Below are 23617 nucleotides of genomic sequence, written 5' to 3' on the forward strand. Positions count from 1 at the left end.
CTTGCGCTATATAGTCACCTTGCTTGCCGGGCACCTCGTTAGGAAAAATCATCATGCCAGATAGTGCCCAGCCGCAACTGCTCCATCTCGTCATCGGCGGCGAGTTGACCGACCTCGAACACACCACGTTCAAGGACCTCGATCAGGTCGAGATCGTCGGCGTGTACCCCAATTACGCAACCGCTCATGCAGCCTGGAAGGCGAAGGCGCAGCAGACCGTGGACAATGCCCACATGCGCTATTTCGTGGTTCACCTCCATCGGCTGCTCGACCCGGGTCAAGACACGAAGCCCTCCCATTGAAACGACTGTTTCGCGATTTGCTGCGCAGCAGCTGGGTTCAGCGCGCGCTGGGTGTGCTTGCGGCCGAATACCTGCGGCTGGTCTGGCTGACCAACCGGTTCAGCTATTTGCCGGCCGACATCTATGACCAGGTCGAGCCGCAGATGCCGGCGATCTTCGCGTTCTGGCATGGCCAGCATTTGATGACGCCGTTCATCAAGACCAAGGAGAGCTACCGCGCCAAGGTGCTGATCTCGCGGCATCGCGACGGCGAATTCAACGCCCTCGCGGTGGAGCGGCTCGGCATCGGCACGATCCGCGGCTCCGGCGACCATGGCGGGGCGTTTCACCGCAAGGGCGGCGTCGGCGCGTTCCGGGAGATGGTGCAGGCGCTGGAGCAGAACTGGAACGTCGCGACGACCGCCGACGTGCCGAAGCGGGCACGGGTGGTGGGCCTCGGCGTCATCATGTTGGCGCGGGAGTCCGGGCGGCCGATCATGCCGTTTGCGATGGTTACCAGCCGGTTCATCCGGTTGAAGAATTGGGACTCCACCACCATCAATTTACCATTCGGGCGCGGTGCCGTGGTAGGCATTGACGCAGTCCACGTGCCGCCGGACGCCGATGCCGAGACCATGGAAAAACTGCGGCTGCAGGTAGAGACTTATCTGAACGAAGCGACCCGACTCGCCTATGCAGCGGTCGGGCGCCCGGAGGCCGCCCTTGGCTGATCCGTTGCCGATGACGTTACGCGTCTACCGGAGACTGTCGTCCGCGATAGTGCCGCTGTCGCCTGCGTTGATCAACCGGCGGCTCAAGCTCGGCAAGGAAGATCCGGCGCGCGTCGGCGAACGCCGCGGCGTCAGCGCCGATGTCCGCCCGGTCGGACCGCTGGTGTGGATTCACGGCGCCAGCGTCGGCGAGGTGCTGGCGGCCGCGGCCCTGATCGAGAAGTTGCGGGCGCTGAACCTGCGCATCCTGCTGACCTCTGGCACGGTGACGTCGGCGGCGATCGTCGCCAAGCGGTTCCCCGCCGACGTGATCCACCAATATGTGCCGTATGACTCCCCGCGTTACGTCACGCGATTTCTCGACCACTGGCAGCCCTCGCTGGCGCTGTTCATCGAATCCGACCTGTGGCCGAACCTGATCCTGTCGAGCGCGGCCCGGCGGCTGCCGATGGTGTTGATCAACGGACGGATGTCGCATCGCTCGTTTCCGCGGTGGCGCCGGGTCTCCGGCACCATCTCGGCGCTGCTCGGCCGGTTCGACGTCTGCCTCGCGCAATCCCAGCTCGACGGCGAGCGGTTCGCGGCACTTGGCAGCCGCAACGTCACGGTCACGGGAAATCTCAAGCTCGATGTTGCAGCACCACCGGCCGACAGCGGCAAGCTCGAGCGGCTGATGGCGGTCACGCGCGGCCGGCCGATCGTGGTCGCCGCCTCGACCCATCCGGGCGAAGAGGAGATTCTGGTCGAGACCCACAAGACGCTGGCCGGATTCTTTCCCGGACTATTGACCGTGATCGTACCGCGCCATGCCAACCGCGGCCCCGCGATAGCAGGCATGATCACGGCGTCCGGGCTGCAGCCGGCGCTGCGCTCGCGCGAGGAATTGCCGACCGCGGCGACCGACATCTATGTCGGCGATACCATGGGCGAGATGGGCGTGTTCTACCGGCTGGCGCCGATCGTGTTCATGGGCGGATCGCTGGTCGAGCATGGCGGACAGAATCCGATCGAGGCGGTGAAGCTTGGCGCGTCCGTGGTCCATGGCCCGCACGTCTTCAATTTCACCGATGTCTATGAGGCGCTCGATGCCGCCGGCGGCGCGCGGCGCGCCGACACGCAGGAAGCGCTGGTGAAGCAGCTCGGTCAGTTACTTGCCGATCCCAGGGCGCGCGAAGCCGCACTGAGCGCTGCCGAAGGGGTGGTCGAGCAGCTCGGCGGCGCGCTGGAACGGACGCTTGCGGCACTCGAGCCGTATCTGCTGCAGTTGCGGATCGAGATGGGAGCCGCCAATGCGTGAGCCGGGCTTCTGGCACAGCCCGTCTTCATGGAAATCGCATCTGTTGAGGCCGATCGGCGCGCTCTATGGCGCCATCGCCGCCAACCGGCTGCAGCGTGGGGGTCTCGATGCCGGCATTCCCGTGCTCTGCGTCGGCAACTATCACGTCGGCGGCGCCGGCAAGACGCCGACGGTGTTGGCTCTGGCCAAGCTGTTGCGTGAACTCGGCGAGACGCCGGTGGTGCTGAGCCGCGGCTATGGCGGAAGACTGCGCGGACCGGTCCGGGTCGATCCCGTCAGGCATGCGGCCGCCGATGTCGGCGACGAGCCGCTGATGATGGCAAGTCAGTTGCCGGTGGTGGTCGCGCGCAAGCGTGCGGATGGCGTTCCGCTGGCGCGGTCGCAAGGCGCCAGCGTGATCCTGATGGACGACGGCTTCCAGAGTCCGGCCGTGGCCAAGGATGCGTCGCTGATCGTGATCGACGGCAACCGCGGCGTCGGCAACGGGCAGGTGTTTCCCGCCGGTCCGTTGCGCGCGCCGTTGCGGCCGCAACAGGCGCGCACCGACGCGCTGATCGTGGTCGGTAACGGCACCGCCGCCGAGGCGGTGGCGGCGGAGATTGCCGCGCAGGGCAAACCGGTGCTGCGCGCGCAGCTGCAGCCCGATGCGGCGCAGGTGGCGTCGTTGCGCGGCCGGCGCGTGCTGGCCTTTGCCGGCATCGGCGATCCCGCGCGATTCTTCGCGACGTTAGAGGCCAGCGGCATCGATGTGGCGCGGCGGCATGCCTTCGCCGACCATCATCCGTTCGCGCAAGGCGAGATCGAAGGCCTTGTCGCCGAAGCAACGCGCGACGCGCTGACGCTGGTGACGACCGAAAAGGATCTGGCGCGGCTGCGGCGGGCCGGTGGCGTGCCGGATTGGGCGCAGCCGGTCGTGCCGTTCGCGGTGACGCTTGCATTCGACGACGCGGCGCTATTGCGCAAGTTCGTGACGGCGCGCCTGTTCAAGGCGCGCGAACGAAAGTTCAGCGAAGGAAATTAGCGCCTGATGACCTAGCCCTGGCCCTTCACGGCGCCGGGAAAGTGCCGTTGCAGCACGGCGGTCGGAACCGAATAGGCCTCCTGCAGGTCGACGCTCCAGTACTTCAATTCGTCGAGCGGGATCCGCACGTCGGTAATGGCGCAGCGCACATAGGTGCCGGGCGAGACCACGCGGAAGTCACCATCCAGATATTGCACCTGCGCTTCGCCATTCCCCGAGGGACCGAATTTATTCAGCACCGTCAAACTCTCCGATGGGCCGGTCCGTGAGAGGCGCGGCCAAGTGTATTTTCCGAAAACAGTCTATCATAAATAGGTCGTACTGTCCGCTCCCGAAACCCACCTACTTGTGATGAATTTTGGCCCAATCTGCATGATAGCCTTGCATTCATGGCTCGCTGCACCTGTAGCGCCATCATGATCCGACCGAGACCGATGCGCCCTCTGTCAGCCACGCCATTCCTGACGCTTCTCGCCGTGAGCTTTGCCGCGGCCGCAGCACCTTTGCCGGCCCCGCATCAGGTCGATATTCCCGCTGTTAACCTGACCCTGCATGCGCAGCTCTACAAGCCGGAAGGCGACGGACCGTTCCCCACCGTGATCGGGCTGCATGGCTGCGGCGGGCTGGGCGGACATGCCGAGCCGGTGCTGCCGCGCTATCGCGACTGGGCCGAACAGCTCCTGAAGGCCGGCCAGGCGGTGCTGCTGCCGGACAGTTACGGCTCGCGCGAACTCGGGCCGCAATGCGGCGTCAAGGAGCGTCACGTGCTCGCTCGCCGGGAGCGGGTGGCCGATATCACCGCGGCGCGGCAATGGCTCTCGCAGCAGGCCTGGGTGGCGCATGACCGCGTCAGCCTGATGGGATGGGCGAACGGCGGCAGTGCATTGTTGTGGGCGGTGCGGCCGCAACTGTCGTCGCACAATGCCGCGCCGGATTTTCGTTCGGCGATTGCGTTCTATCCGGACTGCCGCGTCTCCTCCGGCCTCGGCTGGAGCGCGCGGGTGCCGACGCTGCTCCTGATCGGCGCGAAGGACGACATCAGTTCGCCATCCGCCTGCCGCGCGATGATCGACGGCGCGCGCGGCCGCAGCGCGCTGACGCGGATCGAAATCTATCCCGGCGCGTCCCACGATTTTGATCGTCCCGATCTGCCGCCGCACGCGGTCGGCAGCGGTGGCGCCGATGCGGCATCGCCGGAACGCGGCCATAGCGCCACCGACGCCGAAGCGCGATCGGACTCGCAGGCGCGCGTTGCCGCGTGGCTGGCGCGCTAAATCTAGAACAGGCTGCCCTGATCGATCGGCTTGACCACGCGCTTGGCCGCCATCGTCTTCGCCTCGCGCGGCGCGGGCTTGGGCGCGCTGTCGGGCGCGGACGTTGCCGGCGGCCTATCGGAATCCGCGGTGGCGCCGACGCGGCCATCGGCGAATTCAATCGTCAGATGCGCGTTGGGTCCGACCGAGGCCGCCGCGTGCAAGGCGTGGCCGTGGGCATCGCGCACCAGGGCAAAACCGCGGGCGAGGACGCCGCGATAGGACAGCGCCGACAATAATTGGCCGCTATGCGCGACGCGTGCGTCCAGCCGCTGCATCGCCGTGAGCAGCGCGCGGCGGGCGCGTTCGGCGAGGCGCTGGGCACGTTCGCGGTCGCGCGCGATGGCGTTGCGCTGGGCCTGCGCGTTGGCGAGCTTCGAGGCCTTGAGCCTGACCTCCAGCCCCGCAAAGCGATCGCGGCGATGGCGCAGCAGCGCGCGGGTGGAAAGCCTGATGCGCTCGCCGGAAACCGTGAGGCGCTGCGTCGCCTGCGCGACCTGTCCGCGCAACACCTTCAGCGTCAACCCGGCGCTGGCTTGCGAGAAGCGGCGATGATGCGCGTGCGTATTGGCTTTCAGCCCGCGCGGCAGGGCGCCGGTCGCGCTGTCGAGCCGTTGCCTGGGGATAGCCAGCAGTTCGGCAGCCCCGGGCAGCGCGCGTGCGGCGGCGCGCAATTCGTTACGGCGGCCTTCCTGGCTGCGCTGCCAGCAGATCATCGTGCGCCGCGCCAGCGCGGTCACCTCGACGAACAATTCGCTGCGCACGGGCACCGCCATTTCGGCGGCTGCGGTCGGTGTCGGCGCGCGCTTGTCGGCGGCAAAATCGATCAGCGTAATGTCCGTCTCGTGGCCCACCGCGGATATCAGCGGGATCATGCTGTCGGCGGCAGCGCGAACCACGATCTCCTCGTTGAACGACCACAGGTCCTCCAGCGAGCCGCCGCCGCGCGCGACGATCAACAGATCCGGCCGTGGGATTTTGCCGCCCTCGGGCAGCGCGTTGAAGCCGCGGATGGCGGCGGCGACCTGTTCGGCCGAGCCTTCGCCCTGCACCTTGACCGGCCACACCAGCACCCGACGTGGAAAGCGATCCTGCAGCCGGTGCAGGATGTCGCGAATGACGGCCCCGGTCGGCGAGGTGACGACACCGATCACCTCCGGCAGCCACGGCAGCAACTGCTTGCGCGCCTCGTCGAACAGGCCCTCGGCGCCGAGCTTGCGCTTGCGTTCCTCCATCAGCGCCATCAGCGCGCCGATCCCGGCGGGCTCGATCGCTTCGATCACGATCTGGTATTTCGACGAGCCCGGATAGGTCGTGAGCTTGCCGGTCGCGATGACCTCAAGGCCTTCCTGCGGCTTGAAACGCATCCGCGAATGCACGCCCTTCCAGATCACGGCCTCGATCTTGGCGCTCTCGTCCTTGAGCGCGAAATAGCAGTGGCCGGAGGAGTGCGGCCCGCGAAAGCCGGAGATTTCGCCGCGCACCCGGACGTGCCCGTAGGTGTCCTCCACCGTCCGCTTCAGCGCCGAGGACAGCTCCGAGACGGTCAATTCAGGCGTGTTGGTCAGTTTTTCCGCTGCAGGCATGTCAACCGATTCGGGCATGGAGAGACCCGCGTAAAATAGGGATTTTTGGCCGTCCCGGATAGGGACGTTATCGGCGATCTTAGCACTCCGTCCGGAATGAACCCCTTGCAGATCAAGGCAGATTCGTGCGACCGACTGCGCTTCGAAACCCCGCATCCGGTCCACCCCATGAACATCCTTTTGCTCGGTTCCGGCGGCCGCGAACACGCCTTGGCGTGGAAGATTGCCGCTTCCCCGCTATTGACCAAGCTGTGGTGCGCGCCCGGCAATGCCGGCATCTCCAGGGAGGCCGAATGCGTCGCGCTCGATGTCGCCGACCATGCCGCGGTGATCGAGTTCTGCAAAGCCAACGCGGTTGATCTGGTTGTGGTCGGCCCGGAGACGCCGCTGGCGGCCGGGATCGTCGATGATCTCAGTGCCGTCGGCATCAAGGCGTTCGGCCCGAGCAAGCAGGCCGCCCAGCTCGAAGGCTCCAAGGGATTTACCAAAGACCTCTGCAGCGAATTCGATATTCCGACCGGCGCCTATCGCCGCTTCACCAATGCCAATGACGCGCTCGCTTACGTGCGCGCGCAGGGCGCGCCGATCGTGGTCAAGGCCGACGGGCTCGCTGCCGGCAAGGGCGTCGTCGTTGCCATGACCCTGCGCGAAGCCGAAGACGCGATCGCGATGATGTTCGAGGGCGGCTTCGGCGCCGCCGGCGCGGAAGTCGTGATCGAGGAATTCCTCTCCGGCCGCGAGATCAGCTTCTTTGCGCTGTGCGATGGCGAGACCGCGATCCCGCTCGCGACCGCCCAGGACCACAAGCGCGTGTTCGATCACGATGAGGGTCCGAACACCGGCGGCATGGGCGCCTATTCGCCGACGCCGTTCGTGACGCCTGAGGTGCATGACCAGATCATGTCGCGGATCATTCTGCCGACGGTCGTTGGCATGAAGCAGCGCGGCATGCCGTTTCGCGGCATCCTCTATGCCGGCGTGATGCTGACGGCGCAGGGGCCGAAGCTGTTCGAATACAATGTCCGCTTCGGCGATCCCGAATGCCAGGTGCTGATGCTGCGGATGATGTCCGACATCGTGCCGGCATTTCTGGCGTCCTGCGACGGCCAGTTGAAGAACTTTGATCTCCGCTGGTTTCCCGATCCGGCGCTCACGGTGGTGATGGCGGCCAAGGGCTATCCTGGCGACTACGCGAAAGGCACGCGCATCGAGGGGCTCGATGACGCCGCGAAAATCGAAGGTGTCGAAATCTTCCACGCCGGCACGGTGGCAAAGGATGGCGCCATTCTCGCCAATGGCGGCCGCGTGCTCAACGTCTGCGCGATGGGCAAGACCGTGCTTGAGGCGCAACAGCGCGCCTATGCAGCGGTCGACCGCATCAAATGGCCGGATGGATTTTGCCGTCGCGACATTGCCTGGCAGGCGGTGGAGTTGGAGAGGGGCGGCTAGCTCTCCGTCATTCCGGACGACGCGCGTTGCGCGTCGATCCGGAATCTCGAGATAGTCTTGCGCTTATTCGGCTCGAGATTCCGGGTTCGGCGCGAAACGCCGCCCCGGAATGACGAACTGGACCTACAGCAAATCCCCACCCACCGCGCTCGCCGTGGTGCCGTGCTCGCGGAACGCCTTGATGACGTTCTTGCCGATCTTCCACCGGTGCACTTCGTCCGGACCGTCGACCAGCCGCTGCGCACGCACCTGAGTGTACCATTTGGCGAGCGGCGTATCCTGGGAAAAGCCGAGGGCGCCGTGGAGCTGGATCGCGGTGTCGATCACCTTGTGCACCATATGGGCATGGAAGATCTTGGCGATCGAGTTCTCCTGCCTTATGTCCATGCCCTTCTCCGCCTTGTAGGCGATGTGCAGCAGCATCAGCCGGCCGATATAGAGCTGTTCGGCACAATCGGCGAGCATGAACTGGACGCCCTGGCGATCAGCGAGCAGCACGCCGAAGGTCGAACGTTTGGTGATGTGGGCCACCGCCATGTCGAGTGCGCGCTGGGCCTTGGCGACGTTGTGCATGCCGTGGCGCAAGCGGCCGTAGGCGAGGCGGTGCTGGCCCATGTTGAAGCCGTTGCCTTCGCCGCCGAGCAGATTGTCGGCCGATACTTTCAGATCCTTGATCTCGATCTCGGAATGACCGCCGTGCAGCACGTCGTCATGCGGGCCTTCAATGGCCATGTTCGCGACATTGCGCTTGATCTTGTAGCCGGGGTTCGGCAGCTCGACGATGAAGGTGGAATATTGCTGGTGGCGCGGCGCGTTCGGATCGGTCTTGGCCATCACCAGCGCCATGTCGGCAACGCTGGCGGAGGACGAGAACCATTTTTCGCCGTTGAGAACGTAGTTTTCGTTGCCGTCCTTGACGGCGGTGGTCTGCATGCCGGTGGCGTCGGCGCCGGCGGCCTTCTCGGTCATCGAGAAGCAGATGCGCTTCTCGCCGTTGAGCAGCGGCTTGAGGAATTTTTCCTTCTGATAGTCGGTGCCGTGCTCGAGAATGGTCATCATCGAGGCGTCGTCGGGGCCCTGCGTGTTCATCGAGAGCGCGCCGAGCATGCTCTCGCCGAGCTCCATCTGCACCAGCGCGTTGGCGAGCGGGCCGAGGCCCATGCCGCCATATTGCTTCGGCACGAACGGGCACCACAGGCCCTGCGCACGGGCCTTGGCCCGCAGCGGGCCCAGCACCTCGGCGAGCGGCTTGGTGTCGAGCTCCTTTTCCGCGGGGATGCAGTGATCATGCACCCATGTGCGGACCTTCTCGCGGATCGCCTTGGCTTCCGCCGGGATTTCGAAATCGATCGACATTGCATTTCCTCGCTTTTGGTTCTTGTTGGCCGGGCTTGACGGATGGCATAACGCTGGGACGTGCCAGCGGCAACGCCAAACAATGTTTAAAGCAATAGCGGTCGCAGCCCTTCCGCCTGCGGCGCCGTCTTAGGCCGCCAGGGAGTGCCATCGATGCCCGATCTTGCCGATCTGTTTCCCGGATATGCCTCAGAATGGATCAATACCAGCGCGGGCCGCATCTTCGCCCGCGTCGGCGGCAAGGGGCCGCCGCTGTTGCTGCTGCACGGCTTTTCATCGACCCACGTGATGTGGCACACGGTCGCACCGAAGCTGGCCGACAGGTTCACCCTCATCATCGCCGACCTGCCGGGTTATGGCTGGTCGGATATGCCCGACAGCGACAAAGACCACACGCCCTACACCAAGCGCGCGATGGCGAAGACGATGGTGGAAGCGATGGAGCAACTCGGCCATGTGCATTTTGCGCTGGCCGGTCATGATCGCGGCGGGCGCGTCTCCTACCGGCTAGCGCTCGATCATCCCGGCCGGCTGTCGAAGCTCGCGGTGCTCGATATCCTGCCGACCTATGACTACTGGGAGAAGATGAACCGGCTCTATGCGCTGAACATCTATCACTGGACGTTTTTGGCGCAGCCGTATCCGCTGCCGGAAACGCTGATCAGCGGCAACGGAGAATTCTTCCTGCGGCAGAAGATGGCGAGCCAAACCAAGTCGAAGACGCTGGATGCGATCGATCCTCGCGCGCTGCAACATTACATTGCGCCGTTCCTCGACCCTTCGCGAATTCACGCGATGTGCGAGGACTACCGTGCCGGCGCCTATGCCGACTACGACATCGACAAGGCGGATTTCGACGCGGGAAAGAAGATCACGATCCCGATGCTGGCGCTGTGGGGCGACGTCGGCATCGCCCGCGCCGCGGCGACGCCGCTCGATACCTGGAGGAAATGGGCGACCAACGTATCCGGCGCGCCGGTCGAGAGCGGGCATTTTCTGACGGAAGAAAATCCGGACGTGACGGCGAAATTGTTGCGGGAGTTTTTTCTGGCGGCGTAAGTTAAGCTGACGGAGTTCGCCCCACCTTCGTCATGGCCGGGCTTGTCCCGGCCATCCACGTCTTTCTGCCTTCGTGTGGCCAAGACGTGGATGCCCGGCATAAGGCCGGGCATGACGGGTTGCACCCGTCACCTTCTCACCTTGAAGAAATCCCGCAGCAGCGTCGCGGCTTCGGTCTCGCCGACTGCCGAATAGACCTCCGGGACATGATGACAGGTCGGCTGCGCGAAGAACCGCACGCCGGAATCGACAGCACCCCCTTTGGGGTCGGCGGCGCCGTAATAGAGCCGGCGGATCCGCGCGAACGAAATTGCGCCGGCACACATGGTGCAGGGCTCCAGCGTGACGTAGAGGTCGCAATCGACCAGCCGTTCGGTGCCGATGGCGTCGGCGGCCTGTCGGATCGCCAGGATTTCGGCGTGCGCGGTCGGGTCGCGGTCGGTCAGGGTCCGGTTACCGGCGGTGGCGATGACCTCGTAACCCCTGACGATCACGCATCCGATCGGAACTTCGCCGGCTTTTCCGGCGTTTTCGGCCGTTTTAAGGGCCAAATCCATGAAAGAAGGGGCAGTCATGCCTCGTATCATCGAAAGAAACCTGCTACTAGGAACGCCTTCAGCAAACGTGGATGCCGGTTTTGCGTGAGAATGCGCCTTGATCAAAGTGCGCGCGCGTTATCGCTATGACAGCCCATCCGCCTGATAGCCATTTCATACGTACCCGAGAGACCCTTCATGCCCCGCGATAACGACAAAAACAACGATTCCCGCGGCCGGCGTGACCGCCCTGGCGACGGCAAGGGCCGCGCTGGCGGAGGCAAAGGCCGTTCCGGGGCAGCGCGGGGACCGGAGAAGAAATTCGCCAAGCGCGGTTTTGCCGGCAAGAGCGAGGGTGACAGCGAGCGGCGTCCCTATGCCGGGAAGTCGGAGGGCGCCAAATCGTTCGGCAAGAAGCCCTATGCGGGCGGAGGCAAACCCTACGCCGGCAAACGCGATGGCGACGATCGCCCGCCGCGCCGGGACTTTGGCGATTCGCCGCGGCCTCGCTTTAACCGGGAGGATCGCCCCGCTGGCGACCGTCCTGATAGGGGTCCGCGCAAGGATTTTCGCCCGCGCGAGGATCGCGATGGCGAGAAACGTTCGTTCAAGCCGCGTAGCGACCGCCCGAATTTCAGCCGCGACGACCGTGGCGGCGAAAAGCGTCCGTTCAAGCCGCGTGGTGACCGTCCGAATTTCAGTCGCGACGATCGGCCTCCGCGCAGCGACCGCGAGAGCGGCCCTAGGGACCGTGACGATACGCGACCCGCGGGGCGTTTTCAGGACAAGAAGTTTGGCGACAAGAAACCCTATACCCCGCGGGAAGGTGGCGGCGAGAAACGCCCCTACACCCCGCGCGGCGAAGGTTTCCGCAAGGACGGCGACCGCCCCCGTGGCGATCGCCCGTTCGGCGCGCGGCCGTCGCGCGATGGCGATCGGCCTCGCGGAGATCGGCCCGAGCGAAAATTTGGCGGCGACAAGAAATTCTCGTCACGCGGCGCGCCGGATCGCAAGGGCGACCGGGCGGATCGCGGCCCGCGCAAGGACTTTGGCAGCCGTCCGGATCGCGGGGGCGACCGGGCCGATAGAGGTCCGCGCAAGGATTTTGGTTCCGACCGCGGCGATTCAAAACCTTGGCAGAAGCGCGAGGATCGTGGCGGCGACGAGCGTCCGCGTTTTTCGCGTTCGCGTGAAGATCGTCCTTCCGGCGATCGTCCGTTCCGGGAACGTCCGAAGTTCGATCGGCCCCGTGAAGACCGCGGCGACCGTCCGAAATTCGACCGTCCGCGTCAGCGTCCCGAGGGCCGCACCGACTGGCAGGAACATCCGCGCAGCGAATCCGGCGAAGATCGTCCGCGCCGCGAGAACGAGGACGATAGCCGGATTTTCGCCAAGCGTCCGGCGTTCGGCGGCCGCGGCGCCTACCGCGAACGCGCGCCCGACTTCGACAAGCGGGCGCCGCGCCCCGAGCCGAAGAAAAAGTCCAGCGAGCGCATCGCCAAGGTGATGGCGCGCGCAGGGCTCGCCTCGCGTCGCGATGCCGAGGAGTGGATCACGCAGGGCCGCGTCACCGTCAACGGCCGCGTCATCAACTCGCCGGCGCTCGACGTCACCGGCAACGATGTCATCGCCATTGACGGCAAGCCGTTGCCGCCGCGCGAACGAACGCGGCTGTTCATGTTCCACAAGCCGCGCGGCCTGATGACCACGCATGCCGATCCCGAGGGACGGCCGACCGTGTTCGACAATCTGCCGGAAGGACTGCCGCGGCTGATCTCGATCGGCCGGCTCGATTTCAACACCGAAGGCCTGCTGCTGCTGACCAATGATGGCGGGCTGGCGCGTGCGCTCGAATTGCCCGACACTGGCTGGCTGCGGCGCTATCGTGTTCGCGCCCATGGCGAGGTCACGCAGGGCCAGCTCGACGAACTGAAGAAGGGTGTCGAGGTCGACGGCGTCAAATATGGCTCGATCGACGCGACGCTGGAGCGCGACCAGGGCGCCAATGTGTGGCTGGTGTTTGCGATCCGCGAAGGCAAGAACCGCGAAGTCCGCAACGTGATGGCGCATCTCGGCCTCGAGGTGAACCGGCTGATCCGGGTCTCCTACGGGCCGTTCCAGCTCGGTGAACTCGCCGAAGGCCAGGTCGAAGAGGTCAAGACCCGCGTGCTGCGCGAGCAGTTGGGCGAGAAGATCGCAGCCCTCGCCGGCGCCGATTTCAACCGGCCGATGCCGGGCCAGGAGTCGTCGTCTGAAGCTCCGCATGGCACCAAGCCGTCCAAGCCGGCCAGCAAGAGAGAGGTGATCGCTGACCGCAAGGGCCGCCGCGTGCTGGTGCAGCGCACCGGCAGCGAGGAAGCCCGCGCCCGCAACGAGGAAGAGGCCAGCGGTTACGGCCCGCCGCGCCGCCCGCAACGCGGCTATCACGGCAAGCGCGACCTGAAGCCAAGGGACGAGTAACTGACCTATGCGTGTCGTCGGCGGACGGTTGAAGGGCCGTAACCTGGCTTCGCCTTCATCGCGCGATATCCGCCCGACGGCGGATCGGCTACGCGAGTCGGTGTTCAATATTCTCGTTCATGCCTACGACGATCCGATCGAGGGCGCGCGCGTGCTCGACCTGTTTGCCGGCACCGGCGCGCTCGGCATCGAGGCGGTGTCGCGCGGTGCGCTGTTCACGCTGTTCGTCGACAACGGGGCGGAGGCACGCGCGCTGTTGCGCAACAATGTCGAGGCGCTCGGCTTGGGCGGCGTGACAAAAGTCTATCGCCGCGACGCCACCGATCTCGGCCCGGCGCATCCGGTCGAACCGTTCGCGCTGGTGTTTCTCGACCCGCCTTACGGCCGGGGACTGGCGGAAAAGGCGCTGGTCTCGCTGCGCGACGGCGGCTGGCTGATCCCGGGCGCGCTGCTGGTGGTCGAGGAGGCGAAAGCTGCGGCGTTTACGGCGCCTGACGGCTTCGAGGAGCTGGAGCGGCGAGCCTACGACGACACCGAGTTTGTGTTTTTGCGGACGAAGTAAGAATTCACCTTCGCCCGAACAGCTTCTCGATATCGCTCAGCTTGAGTTCGACATAAGTCGGGCGGCCGTGGTTGCACTGGCCGGAATTCGGCGTGTCTTCCATCTCGCGTAAGAGCGCGTTCATCTCTTCCGGCTTGAGGCGGCGGCCGGCACGGACCGAGCCGTGACAGGCCATGGTGGCGGCGACATGCATCAGCCGCCGTTCCAGCGGCAACGCTTCGTCCCATTCGGCCATGTGTTCGGCGAGATCGCGTAAGAGTCCCGCCGCATTGGCCTTGCCAAGCAGCGACGGCGTCTCGCGCACCGCGACCGCGCCGGGGCCGAAAGTATCGATCGCGAGCCCGAACGTCGCCAGTTCCTCGGCGCGATCGAGCAGTCTTTCGACCGTGGCCTCGTCGAATTCGACGATCTCCGGGATCAGCAGGATCTGCCGCTGCACGCCGTTCTTCGCCAATGAGGCCTTCAGCCTTTCGTAGACGATGCGTTCATGCGCAGCATGCTGGTCCACGACAATCAGGCCGTCGCGAGTCTGCGACACGATATAGGTCTCGTGGATCTGGGTCCGCGCCGCACCGAGCGGGCGGTCGAGCAGGTCGGCGGAAGGTTGCGCCTCGAAGCGGACGTCGGCGGTGGGCGTGCCGACATCGAAGGCGGCCTGTCCCGGCTCGGCGAAAGCTGGTGCGGCTGCGCCGTCGAACGACGGCATCGGTCCCGCCGGATAGGCCGGCGAGGCGCGCCAGTCCCAGTTGCCCGGCCGTGATGCAAAGGACGGCGCAAACGACGGACGAAACGCCGACAGCGCCGAGCCGTCGGTATTGGCGGCGGTACGCTTGCCTTCGCGGGCGAGGCCGTCCTTCAGCGCATGCACGATCAGCGCGCGGACGAGGCCGGCGTTGCGGAATCTCACCTCGGTCTTGGCCGGATGGACATTGGCATCGACCTCCTGCGGGTCGGTCGTGACGAACAGCGCCACAACAGGATGCCTGTCGCGCGGCAGATAATCGGAATAGGCCGCGCGCACGGCGCCGAGAATGAGCTTGTCGCGCACCGGGCGGCCGTTGACGAACAGATATTGGCCGAGCGCGTTGGCGCGGGTCAACGACGGTGCGGCGGCAAAGCCTTCGACCACCACGCCTTCGCGCTCAGAACGCACTTCAATGGCGCTGGAGCGGAAATCGCTTCCGAGAATATCGCCGAGCCGGGTCAAGCGCCCGGCCGCGCCCGGCAGCGCCGCGGCCCAGGTCACCGGCGCGCGTTCCTCACCCGCCAAAGTGAAGGCAATATCGGGCCGCGCCATCGCCAGCCGCCGCACGACTTCACGGATCGCCTCGGCCTCGGTGCGGTCGGTCTTGAGGAATTTCAGCCGTGCCGGCGTCGCGTAAAAGAGATCGCTGACCTCGACGCGGGTGCCTTGGCTGAGCGCGGCCGGCATGATCGCCGATTTCTCGCCGCCTTCGACCGAAAGCGACCAGGCATGCGGCTCGCCGGCATGGCGCGTGGTGATGCCGAGTTTGGCGACCGCGCCGATCGAGGGCAGCGCCTCGCCGCGAAACCCCAGCGTGCGGATGTGCAGCAGGTCCTCGTCGTCGAGCTTGGAAGTGGCGTGGCGGTCGACGGCGAGCGCGAGGTCGCCATGAGTCATGCCGCTGCCGTCGTCGGTGATGCCGATCCGCCGCCGGCCGCCGCCATCGGTGAAAATGTCGACCCGGCTGGCGCCGGCGTCGATGGCGTTCTCGACCAGTTCCTTGACCACGCTCGCGGGGCGTTCGACCACCTCGCCGGCGGCGATGCGGTTGACGACCTGTTCGGGGAGCTGGCGGACGGGCATGGGTTCGGCGACTCGGACAATGGAGCCGCCAATTTATAGCGTTTTCGAGCGAAGTGGGTACCGGTTCGCGTGAAGAAAACGCGTCAAAACAAAATGCTAGCGCCCGGTTCTGATTCTATCAGAACCGGGCGCTAGGGGCTTTTGTCGCCAGAAGGGAGGGGGGCGATCGAATCCGGACGGCTCTCCCCGCTGTTATGGCCGGGATCAATATTATGGCCGGGATCAATCGTCGTAGCGTTTCGTGCCGCGCCCGGCCTTGACGTCGCTGCGGCGCTTCTTGCCTTCCAGCCGGCGCTGCTTCGATCCGAAGGTCGGCTTGGTGGCCCGCCGCGGGATCGGCCGCACCATGGCTTCGCGCAGCAGTTCGAGCAGGCGGTCGATGGCGTCGGCCCGGTTGCGCTCCTGGGTGCGGAAGCGCTGGGCGTGGATCACGATGACGCCGTCCTTGGTCATGCGCTGGCCGGCCAGACGATTGAGCCGCAGCGAGGCGTCCTCCGGCAGCGTGATCTTGCGCGTGTCGAAGCGCAACTGGGCCGCCGTGGAGAGCTTGTTGACGTTCTGCCCGCCCGGACCGGAGGCGCGGACGAAATCGATCACGATGTCGTTCTCGTCGATTGTGAGGTCGCGGGAAACCCGCAGCATGGCATTCACCGGGCAAATGAGAATCGGCGAGCGCACAATAGCGGTTTTGTGCCGGAGTTTCTTTGCCGTGCTTTTTCCATTCCCTCTCCCGCTTGCGGGGGAGGGTTAGGGAGGGGGAGCGGCAACGGCAGTGCGTGTGGCGGCCCCCTCTCCAACTCTCCCCCGGAAGCAATCGCGGGAGAGGGCGCAGCGTACGGTATGGCTGATCAATTCGCCTTCGGCGGCGCCGCGACCGGCTGGGCGGCGGCCTGCGGGGCGCGGCCGACGATCACGGTCAGGAGGCCCTGACCCCACAGGAACTTGGCGGCCTTCTTGGCGTCGTCAAGCGTCACGGCGTCGACGATGGCATTGCGTTTCTCGATGTAGTCGATCGGCAGCTTGTCGAGCTGGTATTGCAACAGCCCCTGCGCCAGCTTCGAGGAGGTGTCGAGCGCCAGCATCTGCGAGCCCTTGAGGTAGGACTTGGCCTCGTCCAGCTCTTTCTGGGTCGGGCCTTCCTCGGCCATGCGGCGGATTTCCTTGTCGATCGCATCGACCGTTTCGCCGGCGCGATCGGCCCGGGTGCCGGTATTGCCGACGAACACTGCGGAATGATCCATCCAGAGCAGCGACTCGTAGACCGAATAGGCCAGGCCGCGCTTTTCGCGAACTTCCTTGTAGAGCCGCGACGACAGGCCGCCGCCGCCGAGAATGTGGTTGACGACGTAAGCGGCCATGAAATTCGGATCGTGGCGGCGGATGCCGGGGCCGCCGAACGTCACCACCGTCTGCGGCACGTCGAGCGGGATGAACGCGCGCTGCGGCGGCTTCGCGGCCTGCACGTCGGCGATGGGAGTGAGGTTGGCCTTGGCGGGCAAGTCGCCAAACGTCTTGTCGAGCAGCTTGCCGAGCGTGTCGGCGTCGACGTCGCCGACCACGGCGATCCGTAGCGTATCTTTTGCGATCACGCGGCCGACATAGTCCTTCAAGTCGGCGACATCGATCTTCGGCACGCTGTCGAGTGTGCCGCTGGCCTGCCGGCCATAGGGATGGTCGCCGAAGGCGACTTCGAGGAACTTGCGGCTCGCCAGTGCGGAGGGGTTGGTGGTGTCGCGCCGCAGCCCGGAGATCACCTGCGCGCGAATCCGCTCGACATCGGTGCTGTCGAAATGCGGCGAGGTCAGCGACATCCGCAACAGGTCGTAGGCCTCGTCCTTGTTGTCCTTGAGCATGCGCAACGAGCCGCGGAAATAATCCCGCGTCGACGTGAAGCTCAGTTCGATGGCGCGGCGGTCGAGGCGCTCGTGGAAGGCCGCGGAATCGAGATCGCCGGAACCTTCATCGAGCAGGCTGGCAACCATGTTGCCGACGCCGGACTTGCCGGCCGGATCCTGGGTGGCGCCGCCGCCGAAGGCATATTCCATCGCGATCAAAGGCACGGTGGCGTCCTGCACGAACCAGGCTTCGATGCCGCCGGGCGAGACCAGCCGCTGGATTTTCGCGGCGGCCTGCGACGGACTCGCCGTGAGCGCGGTCAGCGCAACGCAGGTGGCAAGGATGGAGGCGAAGCGCTGCGCGCCAATCTGAAAACGGATCACGAGCGTTTCTCCTCGCGCTTCGGCGCGGTGGTATCCTTGATCAGGTAGCCGGTCACCGAACGCTTCTTGTCGAGCCATTTCTGCGCGGCGTCGCGGACCTGCTCGGCGGTAACGGCGCGAATCCGGTCGGGCCAGCTTCTGATATCGTCGATCGAAAGCCCGGTGGTGAGCGCGCCGCCATACCAGCGCGCCAGCGTAGCCTGGTTGTCCTGGGCGTAGATCGCTTCCGCGATCAGTTGCGTCTTGACCCGTTCGAGATCTTCGGCGCGGGCCGGGTTCTGGATCACATCCGCGATCACGCGGTCGATCACCTGTTCGATCTGCGCGAACTCGACGCCGGATTTCGGCGAGACCGAGATCGAGAACTGCGACGGATCGAGCGAGGTACCCTGATAGCCGGCGCCGGCGCTGATCGCGAGCGGATTGTCGATCACCAGCGCGCGATAGAGGTAGGAGTTGGAGCCGCCGCCCATCAATTGCGCCAGCACGTCGAGCGCCGGGCCTTCGCCGGCGGCGGCGGTCGCGGACGAGGGCACGAGGTAATAGCGCCGCAGGCCGGTCTGTTCGACGCGCGGATCGGACAGCGTCACGGTACGCGGCGCTGCGGGCACCGGCTCCTGCGGGCGGACGCGCTGCGCCGGGATCGCCGGCTGCGCGGGGATGGCGCCATAGGCATGTTCCACCATCGGGCGGATGTCCTTGGCGTCGACGTCGCCCGCGATCACCAGGATCGCATTGTTCGGCGCGTAGAAGCGCTTGTAGAACGCCAGCGCGTCCTCGCGGTCGAGCTTCTCGATTTCCTGATGCCAGCCGATCACCGGGCGGCCGTAGGGATGGTTGAGATACAGTGCCGCCATGATCTGCTCGGTCAGCCGCGCATCCGGATTGTTGGCGACCCGCATGTTGAACTCCTCGAGCACGACGTCGCGCTCGGGCAGCACGTTTTCGTCCTTGAGAATGAGGCCGGTCATGCGGTCGGCCTCGAATTCCATCATGCTCGCGAGTTGCTCGCGCGGCACGCGCTGGAAATAGCCGGTGTAGTCGACCGAGGTGAAGGCGTTCTCGTTGCCGCCGATCCGCAGCACGGTTTGGGAAAACTCACCGACAGGATGCTTGCTGGTGCCCTTGAACATCAGGTGTTCGAGGAAATGCGCCAGTCCCGATTTGCCCGGCGTCTCGTCGGCGGAGCCGACCTTGTACCAGATCATCTGCGTCACCACCGGGGTGCGATGATCGGGTATCACGACCACCTGCAGGCCATTGCCGAGGGTAAAGCTGGCGGGCCGTTCCGACGTCACCGTGGTCTGGGCGAGGGCGGGGCTGTCGGAAAAGGCGAATGTGGAGACAAAGGCTGCGGCAACGAGCGAAACGGCAAAGCGGTGCGATGTCATCATGACCTGTCTGGCGCGTGTCCCGCAAAAGCGGTTACCGGTTTTGCGATGGCAGTTCGCGCAATTGTTGAAGGCGGAACCGAACCAATCGTTCGGGATGAAGCTGCGGCATCGTATACCGCGCCAGCGCCGGTAATCGTCACGAAGGCGAGAGATCAGCTTAACTATTCGCCATACTTGCCGGCGGCCGGGTTGTATTCCTTGTTGAGCGATTCTTTCGGTCCAGTGCCGTAGGCATAACCCGGCGACGGCGTCTGGTAACCGGGCGGCGGCATGGTCAGGGTTTCCCGCGTCGGCTCGCCCTTGAAGGGCGCCGTCTCGGTCTTGTTGCCGCCGAACAGGCCGCTGAAGCCACCGTTATAGCCGAGCTGCGACGGGCTCAGGATCGGGTTGTTGAAGGAGTTGCCCGGCTGCACCGGATCGCTGCCGCGCGCCGGCGCCGCGGTCTTGCCGACGGCGAGTTCGGCCGGCGTCAGGATGCGGGCGGCTTCGCGCGGATCCTTGTTGTCCTTCTTGCGGGCTGCGATGGCGGCCTTGCGGCGCTGCTCGTCGGGATCCTTGGGCCAGTTCGGTGCCTTCACTCCGGCCGAGGTGCCGCCGGCCGGCGGCGGCAGGTCGATCTTGGGAGGAACCACCAGCGGCGACCGCTCGCGGTAATCGATGCCCTTGTTTTCCATGTTGGTGCCGCCGATGCCGGCCATGATGCCTTCGATGACCTTTTCCTCGAAAGTCTTCTCGTCATCGTCGTCATCACCGGCGCGCACGGGGCCGGCGGCCATCACGAGGCCGATGCCGAGGGTAATGGCGGCGAGCCGCAGCGCCCACGTCAGCGAGCGGTTCTGCAACATCCGGAAGCTGGCTTCGGCTTGGCGCATCGCGCTGTTCCCATTCAAGTTTCCGCAAACGGCGGGGCCGGCTTTAGGGCGTAATCCCGCGCTTGCAGGCAACATACCGCGGGGGTCCGTATCGGCCGGGATCAGGGCGCTTTTGCGGCGGGTACCCCCAGGAAGGAGTCATACAATAGGGCCGCTACCCCGGCAACAATGGCCACATCCGCAAGGTTAAACACGTACCAATTGAAGGTATTTCCGCCGATCTGGAGGTGGAATAGAGCGAAATCGACCACCGCGCCGTGGAGGAAGCGGTCGATGCCGTTGCCGACCGCGCCGCCGATAATCAGGCCGAGCGCCAGGGTCGCCAAAAGCGTCCGCGACCGCGCCATCCAGACCCCGAGCACGATCACGGCGATGGCCTTCACCGCCATCAGCCCGATCTGGGCGATCTGGCTGTCGGTCTGGAACCAGCCGAAGCTGATCCCGACATTCCAGGCCAGCACCAGGTCGAAAAACGGCGTGACCCGAACCGCGCCGCGGTGAGCGATGTCGAACACGTAGAGCAGCCAGAGCTTCGAGGCCTGATCGATCGCCAGCGTGGCGATCGCGGTCATGGCTCCGGCGCTGAGGTGAGGCGTCACACCGTCACTCCCAGCGCCTTCCACTCCCGCAACGCCTGCGCGTCGCGCGGCGAGACGTCGGGATATTCGGGATCCTCGCCCACATCAGGCAGGATCTTCCACGACCGCGCGCATTTGGTGCCGACAGCCTTTTCGACCACGACCGCGACCCCCTGCACGTCGCCGAGCGTAAAGGCGCTAGCCGGTGCTGTCTCATTGGTCACCATCGCATTCGAGGTGATGCAGACTTCGGCGAGATCGACGTCGAACAACGTATTGAAGATGTTCTTGTCGGAGACGTAGACCAGCGGCGAGGCCTCCAGCGAGGAGCCGATGTTCTTGGCGGCGCGTTCGAGTTCGAGCGCGCCGGTGACGACGCGGCGGACATCGCGGATGGTTTCCCATTTGGCCGCCAGCGCATCGTCCCGGAATTTCTCCAACCCTTCCGGAAACAGCGTCAGGTGCACCGACGGCTCAGCGTCCGGCCGGTACATCCGCCAGGCCTCGTCGCAGGTGAAGCTCAATACCGGGGCCAGCCAGCGCAGGATCGCGTCGCAGATGATGTCGATCGTGGTCAGTGCGGCCTTGCGCGTCAGCGACGACGGCGCGTCGCAATAAAGCGCGTCCTTGCGGATGTCGAAATAGAACGCCGACAATTCGGTGTTCATGAACGCCGACAGGCTGGCGACCACCGTCTTGTAGTCGAACTCGGCATAGGCCTGGCGCACGATCGCGGCGCGGCCGGCGAGCTCGTGCAGCATCAGGCGTTCCAGCTCGGGCATGTCGGCATAGGCGACCGCGTCGCCGGGCGTGAAGTGATGCAACGTGCCGAGCATCCAGCGGATCGAGTTGCGCAATTTGCGATAGGTCTCGATGGTGTTCTTGAGGATTTCCGGCCCGATGCGCTGGTCGTCGGCATAGTCGGTGGCGCAGACCCAGAGCCGGAGGATATCGGCGCCGGAATCCTTCATCACCTTTTGCGGCTCGACGGTGTTGCCGACCGACTTCGACATCTTGCGGCCGTTCTCGTCGAGCGTGAAGCCGTGGGTCAGCACGATGTCGAACGGCGCGCGGCCGCGGGTGCCGCAGCTTTCCAGCAGCGACGACTGGAACCAGCCACGATGCTGGTCGCTGCCTTCCAGATACATCACGGTGTCGCGGCCGCCATCGACCTTGCGCTTGATGCCGGCGAGCCCCGGGAAGTGCACCGGGTCTTCCAGCACGAAGGCATGCGTCGAGCCGGAATCGAACCAGACGTCGCAGATGTCGTCGACCTTCTTCCAGGCCTCGTTGGCGAGCGGCCCAAGGAAGCGTTCGCGCGCGCCTTCCATGTACCAGGCGTCGGCGCCTTCCTGTTCGAAGGCATCGGTGATGCGCTTGTTGACGGCTTCGTCCTGCAGGATTTCGGCCGAGCCGTCACCCTTCTCGCGCACGAACACCGCGATCGGCACGCCCCACGCGCGCTGGCGCGAGATCACCCAGTCGGGCTTGCTGTTGATCATGCCGTTGATGCGGTTTTCGCCGGACTGCGGCACCCATTGCGTCACCGAAATCGCATGCAGCGCGCGGGCGCGCAGCGTGTCGCCGGGCCTGGCCTTGTCGTGGTCCACAATGGGTTTGTCCATCGCGATGAACCATTGCGGCGTGTTGCGGAAGATCACCGGCTTCTTGGAGCGCCAGGAATGCGGGTATTGGTGCTTGAGCCGGCCGCGCGCCAGAAGCTTGCCGGCCTCGACCAATGCCTTGATCACCGCCTCGTTGGCGTCGCCCTTTTCGCCCTTGTCGTTGATCACGCGCTTGCCGGTGAAGCCCGGCGCATGGTCGGTGAAGGCGCCGTTCTCGTCGACGGTATAGGGGATCGTGGTGTTGATGCCGCGCGCTTCCAGCTCGCGCGCGTTCGCCATCCAGACGTCGAAGTCCTCGCGGCCGTGGCCGGGCGCGGTGTGCACGAAGCCGGTGCCGGTGTCGTCGGTGACGTGGTCGCCGGGCAACAATGGCACGGTGAATTCATATCCGCCGCCAACGCCCTTCAGCGGATGCGCGCACTCGACGGCGTCCAGCGTGTCGGCCGGCAGATCGCGGACCTTCTTGTACGCCGTGACGCGGGCCTGCTTGAACACGCTGTCGGCGAGCGCATCGGCGAGGATCAGGAGGTCGCCGTTCCTGGCCCAGTTGTCGGCGGGCGCGTCGGTGACCTCATAGAGGCCATAGGCGATCTTCGGCGAGAACGAGATGGCGCGGTTGCCGGGCAACGTCCATGGCGTCGTGGTCCAGATCACGACCGATGCATTGGCGAGCGCGCCATGCGCCGGCGAGGTGACCGGAAACTTCACCCACACCGTATCCGAGGTGTAATCCTCGTATTCGACCTCGGCCTCGGCCAGCGCGGTCTTTTCGACCACGCTCCACATCACCGGCTTGGAGCCGCGATAGAGCGTGCCGTTGGCGGCGAACTTCATCAGCTCGCGCGCGATCTGCGCTTCGGCGGGATAGCTCATGGTGGCGTAGGGATGATCCCAGTCGCCGATGATGCCGAGCCGCTTGAATTCCTCGCGCTGCACGTTGAGCCAGTGTGTCGCATAGGCGCGGCATTCCCTGCGGAACGCCACCATCGCGGTGGAGTCGCGGAAGTCGGGCTTCTGCTTGCCCTTGGAGCGGTAGTTCTCCTCCTCGATCTTCCATTCGATCGGCAGGCCGTGACAATCCCAGCCCGGCACGTAGTTGGAATCGAAGCCGAGCATCTGCTGGCTCTTGGTCACCACGTCCTTGAGGATCTTGTTGAGGGAGTGGCCGATATGGATGTTGCCGTTGGCGTAGGGCGGGCCGTCATGCAGCACGAATTTGGCGCGGCCGCGTGCCCCCTCGCGCAGCTTGCCGTAGAGGTCGATCTCGTTCCAGTATTTGAGGATTTCCGGCTCAAGCTTGGGCAGGCCGCCGCGCATCGGGAAATCCGTCTGCGGCAGGAACAGGGTTTTGGAATAGTCTGACGCGTCGGACTTTTGCGGTTTTTCGGACATGAATGCTCTGATTTGGCTCGTAAACGGCGCGAAAACGCGGGTGAAGCAGGGACATCCC

20 protein-coding genes are annotated in these 23617 nt (G+C 65.4%); 9 read left to right on the plus strand and 11 right to left on the minus strand.

The genetic code is table 11. The features are described from left to right. The first annotated feature begins 53 nt into the window (after window positions 1-53). Genes FFI89_RS05830 through lpxK form a run of 4 tightly spaced genes read left to right on the plus strand, consistent with a single transcriptional unit; the run spans window position 54 to window position 3330 of the window. Window positions 54-302, plus strand: coding sequence for a DUF4170 domain-containing protein (locus tag FFI89_RS05830; RefSeq protein ID WP_138833737.1), 249 nt, complete (start codon window positions 54-56; stop codon window positions 300-302). After that, window positions 299-1012: a lysophospholipid acyltransferase family protein gene (locus FFI89_RS05835; protein WP_138833739.1), complete on the plus strand. Its 714-nt coding sequence runs from the start codon at window positions 299-301 to the stop codon at window positions 1010-1012. The genes FFI89_RS05830 and FFI89_RS05835 overlap by 4 nt, the downstream gene beginning before the upstream one ends. Beyond that, window positions 975-2309 carry a 3-deoxy-D-manno-octulosonic acid transferase gene (locus FFI89_RS05840; RefSeq protein ID WP_138833741.1) on the plus strand — a complete coding sequence of 445 codons (1335 nt, stop codon included), beginning with the start codon at window positions 975-977 and terminating at the stop codon, window positions 2307-2309. The genes FFI89_RS05835 and FFI89_RS05840 overlap by 38 nt, the downstream gene beginning before the upstream one ends. Continuing rightward, a complete protein-coding gene (lpxK, locus tag FFI89_RS05845) occupies window positions 2302-3330 on the plus strand; it encodes a tetraacyldisaccharide 4'-kinase (RefSeq protein ID WP_138833743.1) in 1029 nt (342 codons plus the stop codon). The genes FFI89_RS05840 and lpxK overlap by 8 nt, the downstream gene beginning before the upstream one ends. Before the next feature lie 11 nt (window positions 3331-3341). On the opposite strand, the gene FFI89_RS05850 is transcribed toward lpxK, so the two are convergent. After that, on the minus strand, window positions 3342-3569 hold the full coding sequence (locus FFI89_RS05850) for a DUF2093 domain-containing protein (RefSeq protein ID WP_092518539.1): 228 nt from the start codon (window positions 3567-3569) through the stop codon (window positions 3342-3344). Window positions 3570-3764: 195 nt separating this feature from the next. Between FFI89_RS05850 and FFI89_RS05855 the strand changes: the two genes are divergently transcribed. Further along, window positions 3765-4604 (plus strand): dienelactone hydrolase family protein, encoded by an 840-nt coding sequence (locus tag FFI89_RS05855; RefSeq protein ID WP_138833745.1) that lies wholly within the window; start codon window positions 3765-3767, stop codon window positions 4602-4604. A 2-nt stretch (window positions 4605-4606) separates the two neighbouring features. Here FFI89_RS05855 and xseA read toward each other — a convergent pair whose 3' ends face one another. Next, entirely contained in the window at window positions 4607-6229 is a 1623-nt protein-coding gene (xseA, locus tag FFI89_RS05860) for an exodeoxyribonuclease VII large subunit (protein WP_371722497.1), read from the minus strand. Between the two features lie 168 nt (window positions 6230-6397). Between xseA and purD the strand changes: the two genes are divergently transcribed. Continuing rightward, entirely contained in the window at window positions 6398-7678 is a 1281-nt protein-coding gene (gene purD, locus FFI89_RS05865; protein ID WP_138833749.1) for a phosphoribosylamine--glycine ligase, read from the plus strand. Between the two features lie 123 nt (window positions 7679-7801). On the opposite strand, the gene FFI89_RS05870 is transcribed toward purD, so the two are convergent. Continuing rightward, complete coding sequence (locus FFI89_RS05870) at window positions 7802-9034, minus strand: acyl-CoA dehydrogenase family protein (protein ID WP_138833751.1); 1233 nt, start codon at window positions 9032-9034, stop codon at window positions 7802-7804. 153 nt (window positions 9035-9187) lie between these two features. On the opposite strand from FFI89_RS05870, the gene FFI89_RS05875 reads away from it, so the two are divergent. Continuing rightward, entirely contained in the window at window positions 9188-10093 is a 906-nt protein-coding gene (locus FFI89_RS05875; protein ID WP_138833753.1) for an alpha/beta fold hydrolase, read from the plus strand. A gap of 128 nt (window positions 10094-10221) precedes the next feature. Here the strand turns inward: FFI89_RS05875 and FFI89_RS05880 are convergent, their stop codons facing one another. Then, complete coding sequence (locus tag FFI89_RS05880; RefSeq protein ID WP_246669372.1) at window positions 10222-10668, minus strand: nucleoside deaminase; 447 nt, start codon at window positions 10666-10668, stop codon at window positions 10222-10224. A gap of 159 nt (window positions 10669-10827) precedes the next feature. Between FFI89_RS05880 and FFI89_RS05885 the strand changes: the two genes are divergently transcribed. Both FFI89_RS05885 and rsmD read left to right on the plus strand, forming a co-directional pair. Next, the gene (locus FFI89_RS05885) at window positions 10828-13089 is read left to right on the plus strand and encodes a pseudouridine synthase (protein WP_138833757.1); all 2262 of its coding nucleotides are present in this window, start codon (window positions 10828-10830) and stop codon (window positions 13087-13089) included. A 7-nt stretch (window positions 13090-13096) separates the two neighbouring features. Then, window positions 13097-13651 (plus strand): 16S rRNA (guanine(966)-N(2))-methyltransferase RsmD, encoded by a 555-nt coding sequence (gene rsmD, locus FFI89_RS05890; RefSeq protein ID WP_138833759.1) that lies wholly within the window; start codon window positions 13097-13099, stop codon window positions 13649-13651. A gap of 4 nt (window positions 13652-13655) precedes the next feature. Here the strand turns inward: rsmD and mutL are convergent, their stop codons facing one another. From mutL to ileS, 7 genes are all read right to left on the minus strand, one after another. After that, complete coding sequence (mutL, locus tag FFI89_RS05895) at window positions 13656-15479, minus strand: DNA mismatch repair endonuclease MutL (RefSeq protein ID WP_138833761.1); 1824 nt, start codon at window positions 15477-15479, stop codon at window positions 13656-13658. A 222-nt stretch (window positions 15480-15701) separates the two neighbouring features. Beyond that, window positions 15702-16121 (minus strand): alternative ribosome rescue aminoacyl-tRNA hydrolase ArfB, encoded by a 420-nt coding sequence (gene arfB, locus FFI89_RS05905; RefSeq protein WP_138833763.1) that lies wholly within the window; start codon window positions 16119-16121, stop codon window positions 15702-15704. A gap of 206 nt (window positions 16122-16327) precedes the next feature. Next, window positions 16328-17698, minus strand: coding sequence for a M16 family metallopeptidase (locus FFI89_RS05910; RefSeq protein WP_371722469.1), 1371 nt, complete (start codon window positions 17696-17698; stop codon window positions 16328-16330). Continuing rightward, complete coding sequence (locus FFI89_RS05915) at window positions 17695-19089, minus strand: pitrilysin family protein (protein WP_138836120.1); 1395 nt, start codon at window positions 19087-19089, stop codon at window positions 17695-17697. The genes FFI89_RS05910 and FFI89_RS05915 overlap by 4 nt, the downstream gene beginning before the upstream one ends. A gap of 164 nt (window positions 19090-19253) precedes the next feature. Continuing rightward, window positions 19254-19964, minus strand: a complete 711-nt coding sequence (locus tag FFI89_RS05920) for a hypothetical protein (protein WP_138833767.1) — start codon at window positions 19962-19964, stop codon at window positions 19254-19256. 101 nt (window positions 19965-20065) lie between these two features. Then, the gene (gene lspA / locus FFI89_RS05925; protein WP_138833769.1) at window positions 20066-20563 is read right to left on the minus strand and encodes a signal peptidase II; all 498 of its coding nucleotides are present in this window, start codon (window positions 20561-20563) and stop codon (window positions 20066-20068) included. Beyond that, complete coding sequence (gene ileS, locus FFI89_RS05930) at window positions 20560-23559, minus strand: isoleucine--tRNA ligase (RefSeq protein WP_138833770.1); 3000 nt, start codon at window positions 23557-23559, stop codon at window positions 20560-20562. Before ileS ends, lspA begins: the two co-directional genes overlap by 4 nt. Between the last annotated feature and the right edge of the window lie 58 nt (window positions 23560-23617).

Source organism: Bradyrhizobium sp. KBS0727, from assembly GCF_005937885.2.
Lineage (GTDB): Bacteria > Pseudomonadota > Alphaproteobacteria > Rhizobiales > Xanthobacteraceae > Bradyrhizobium.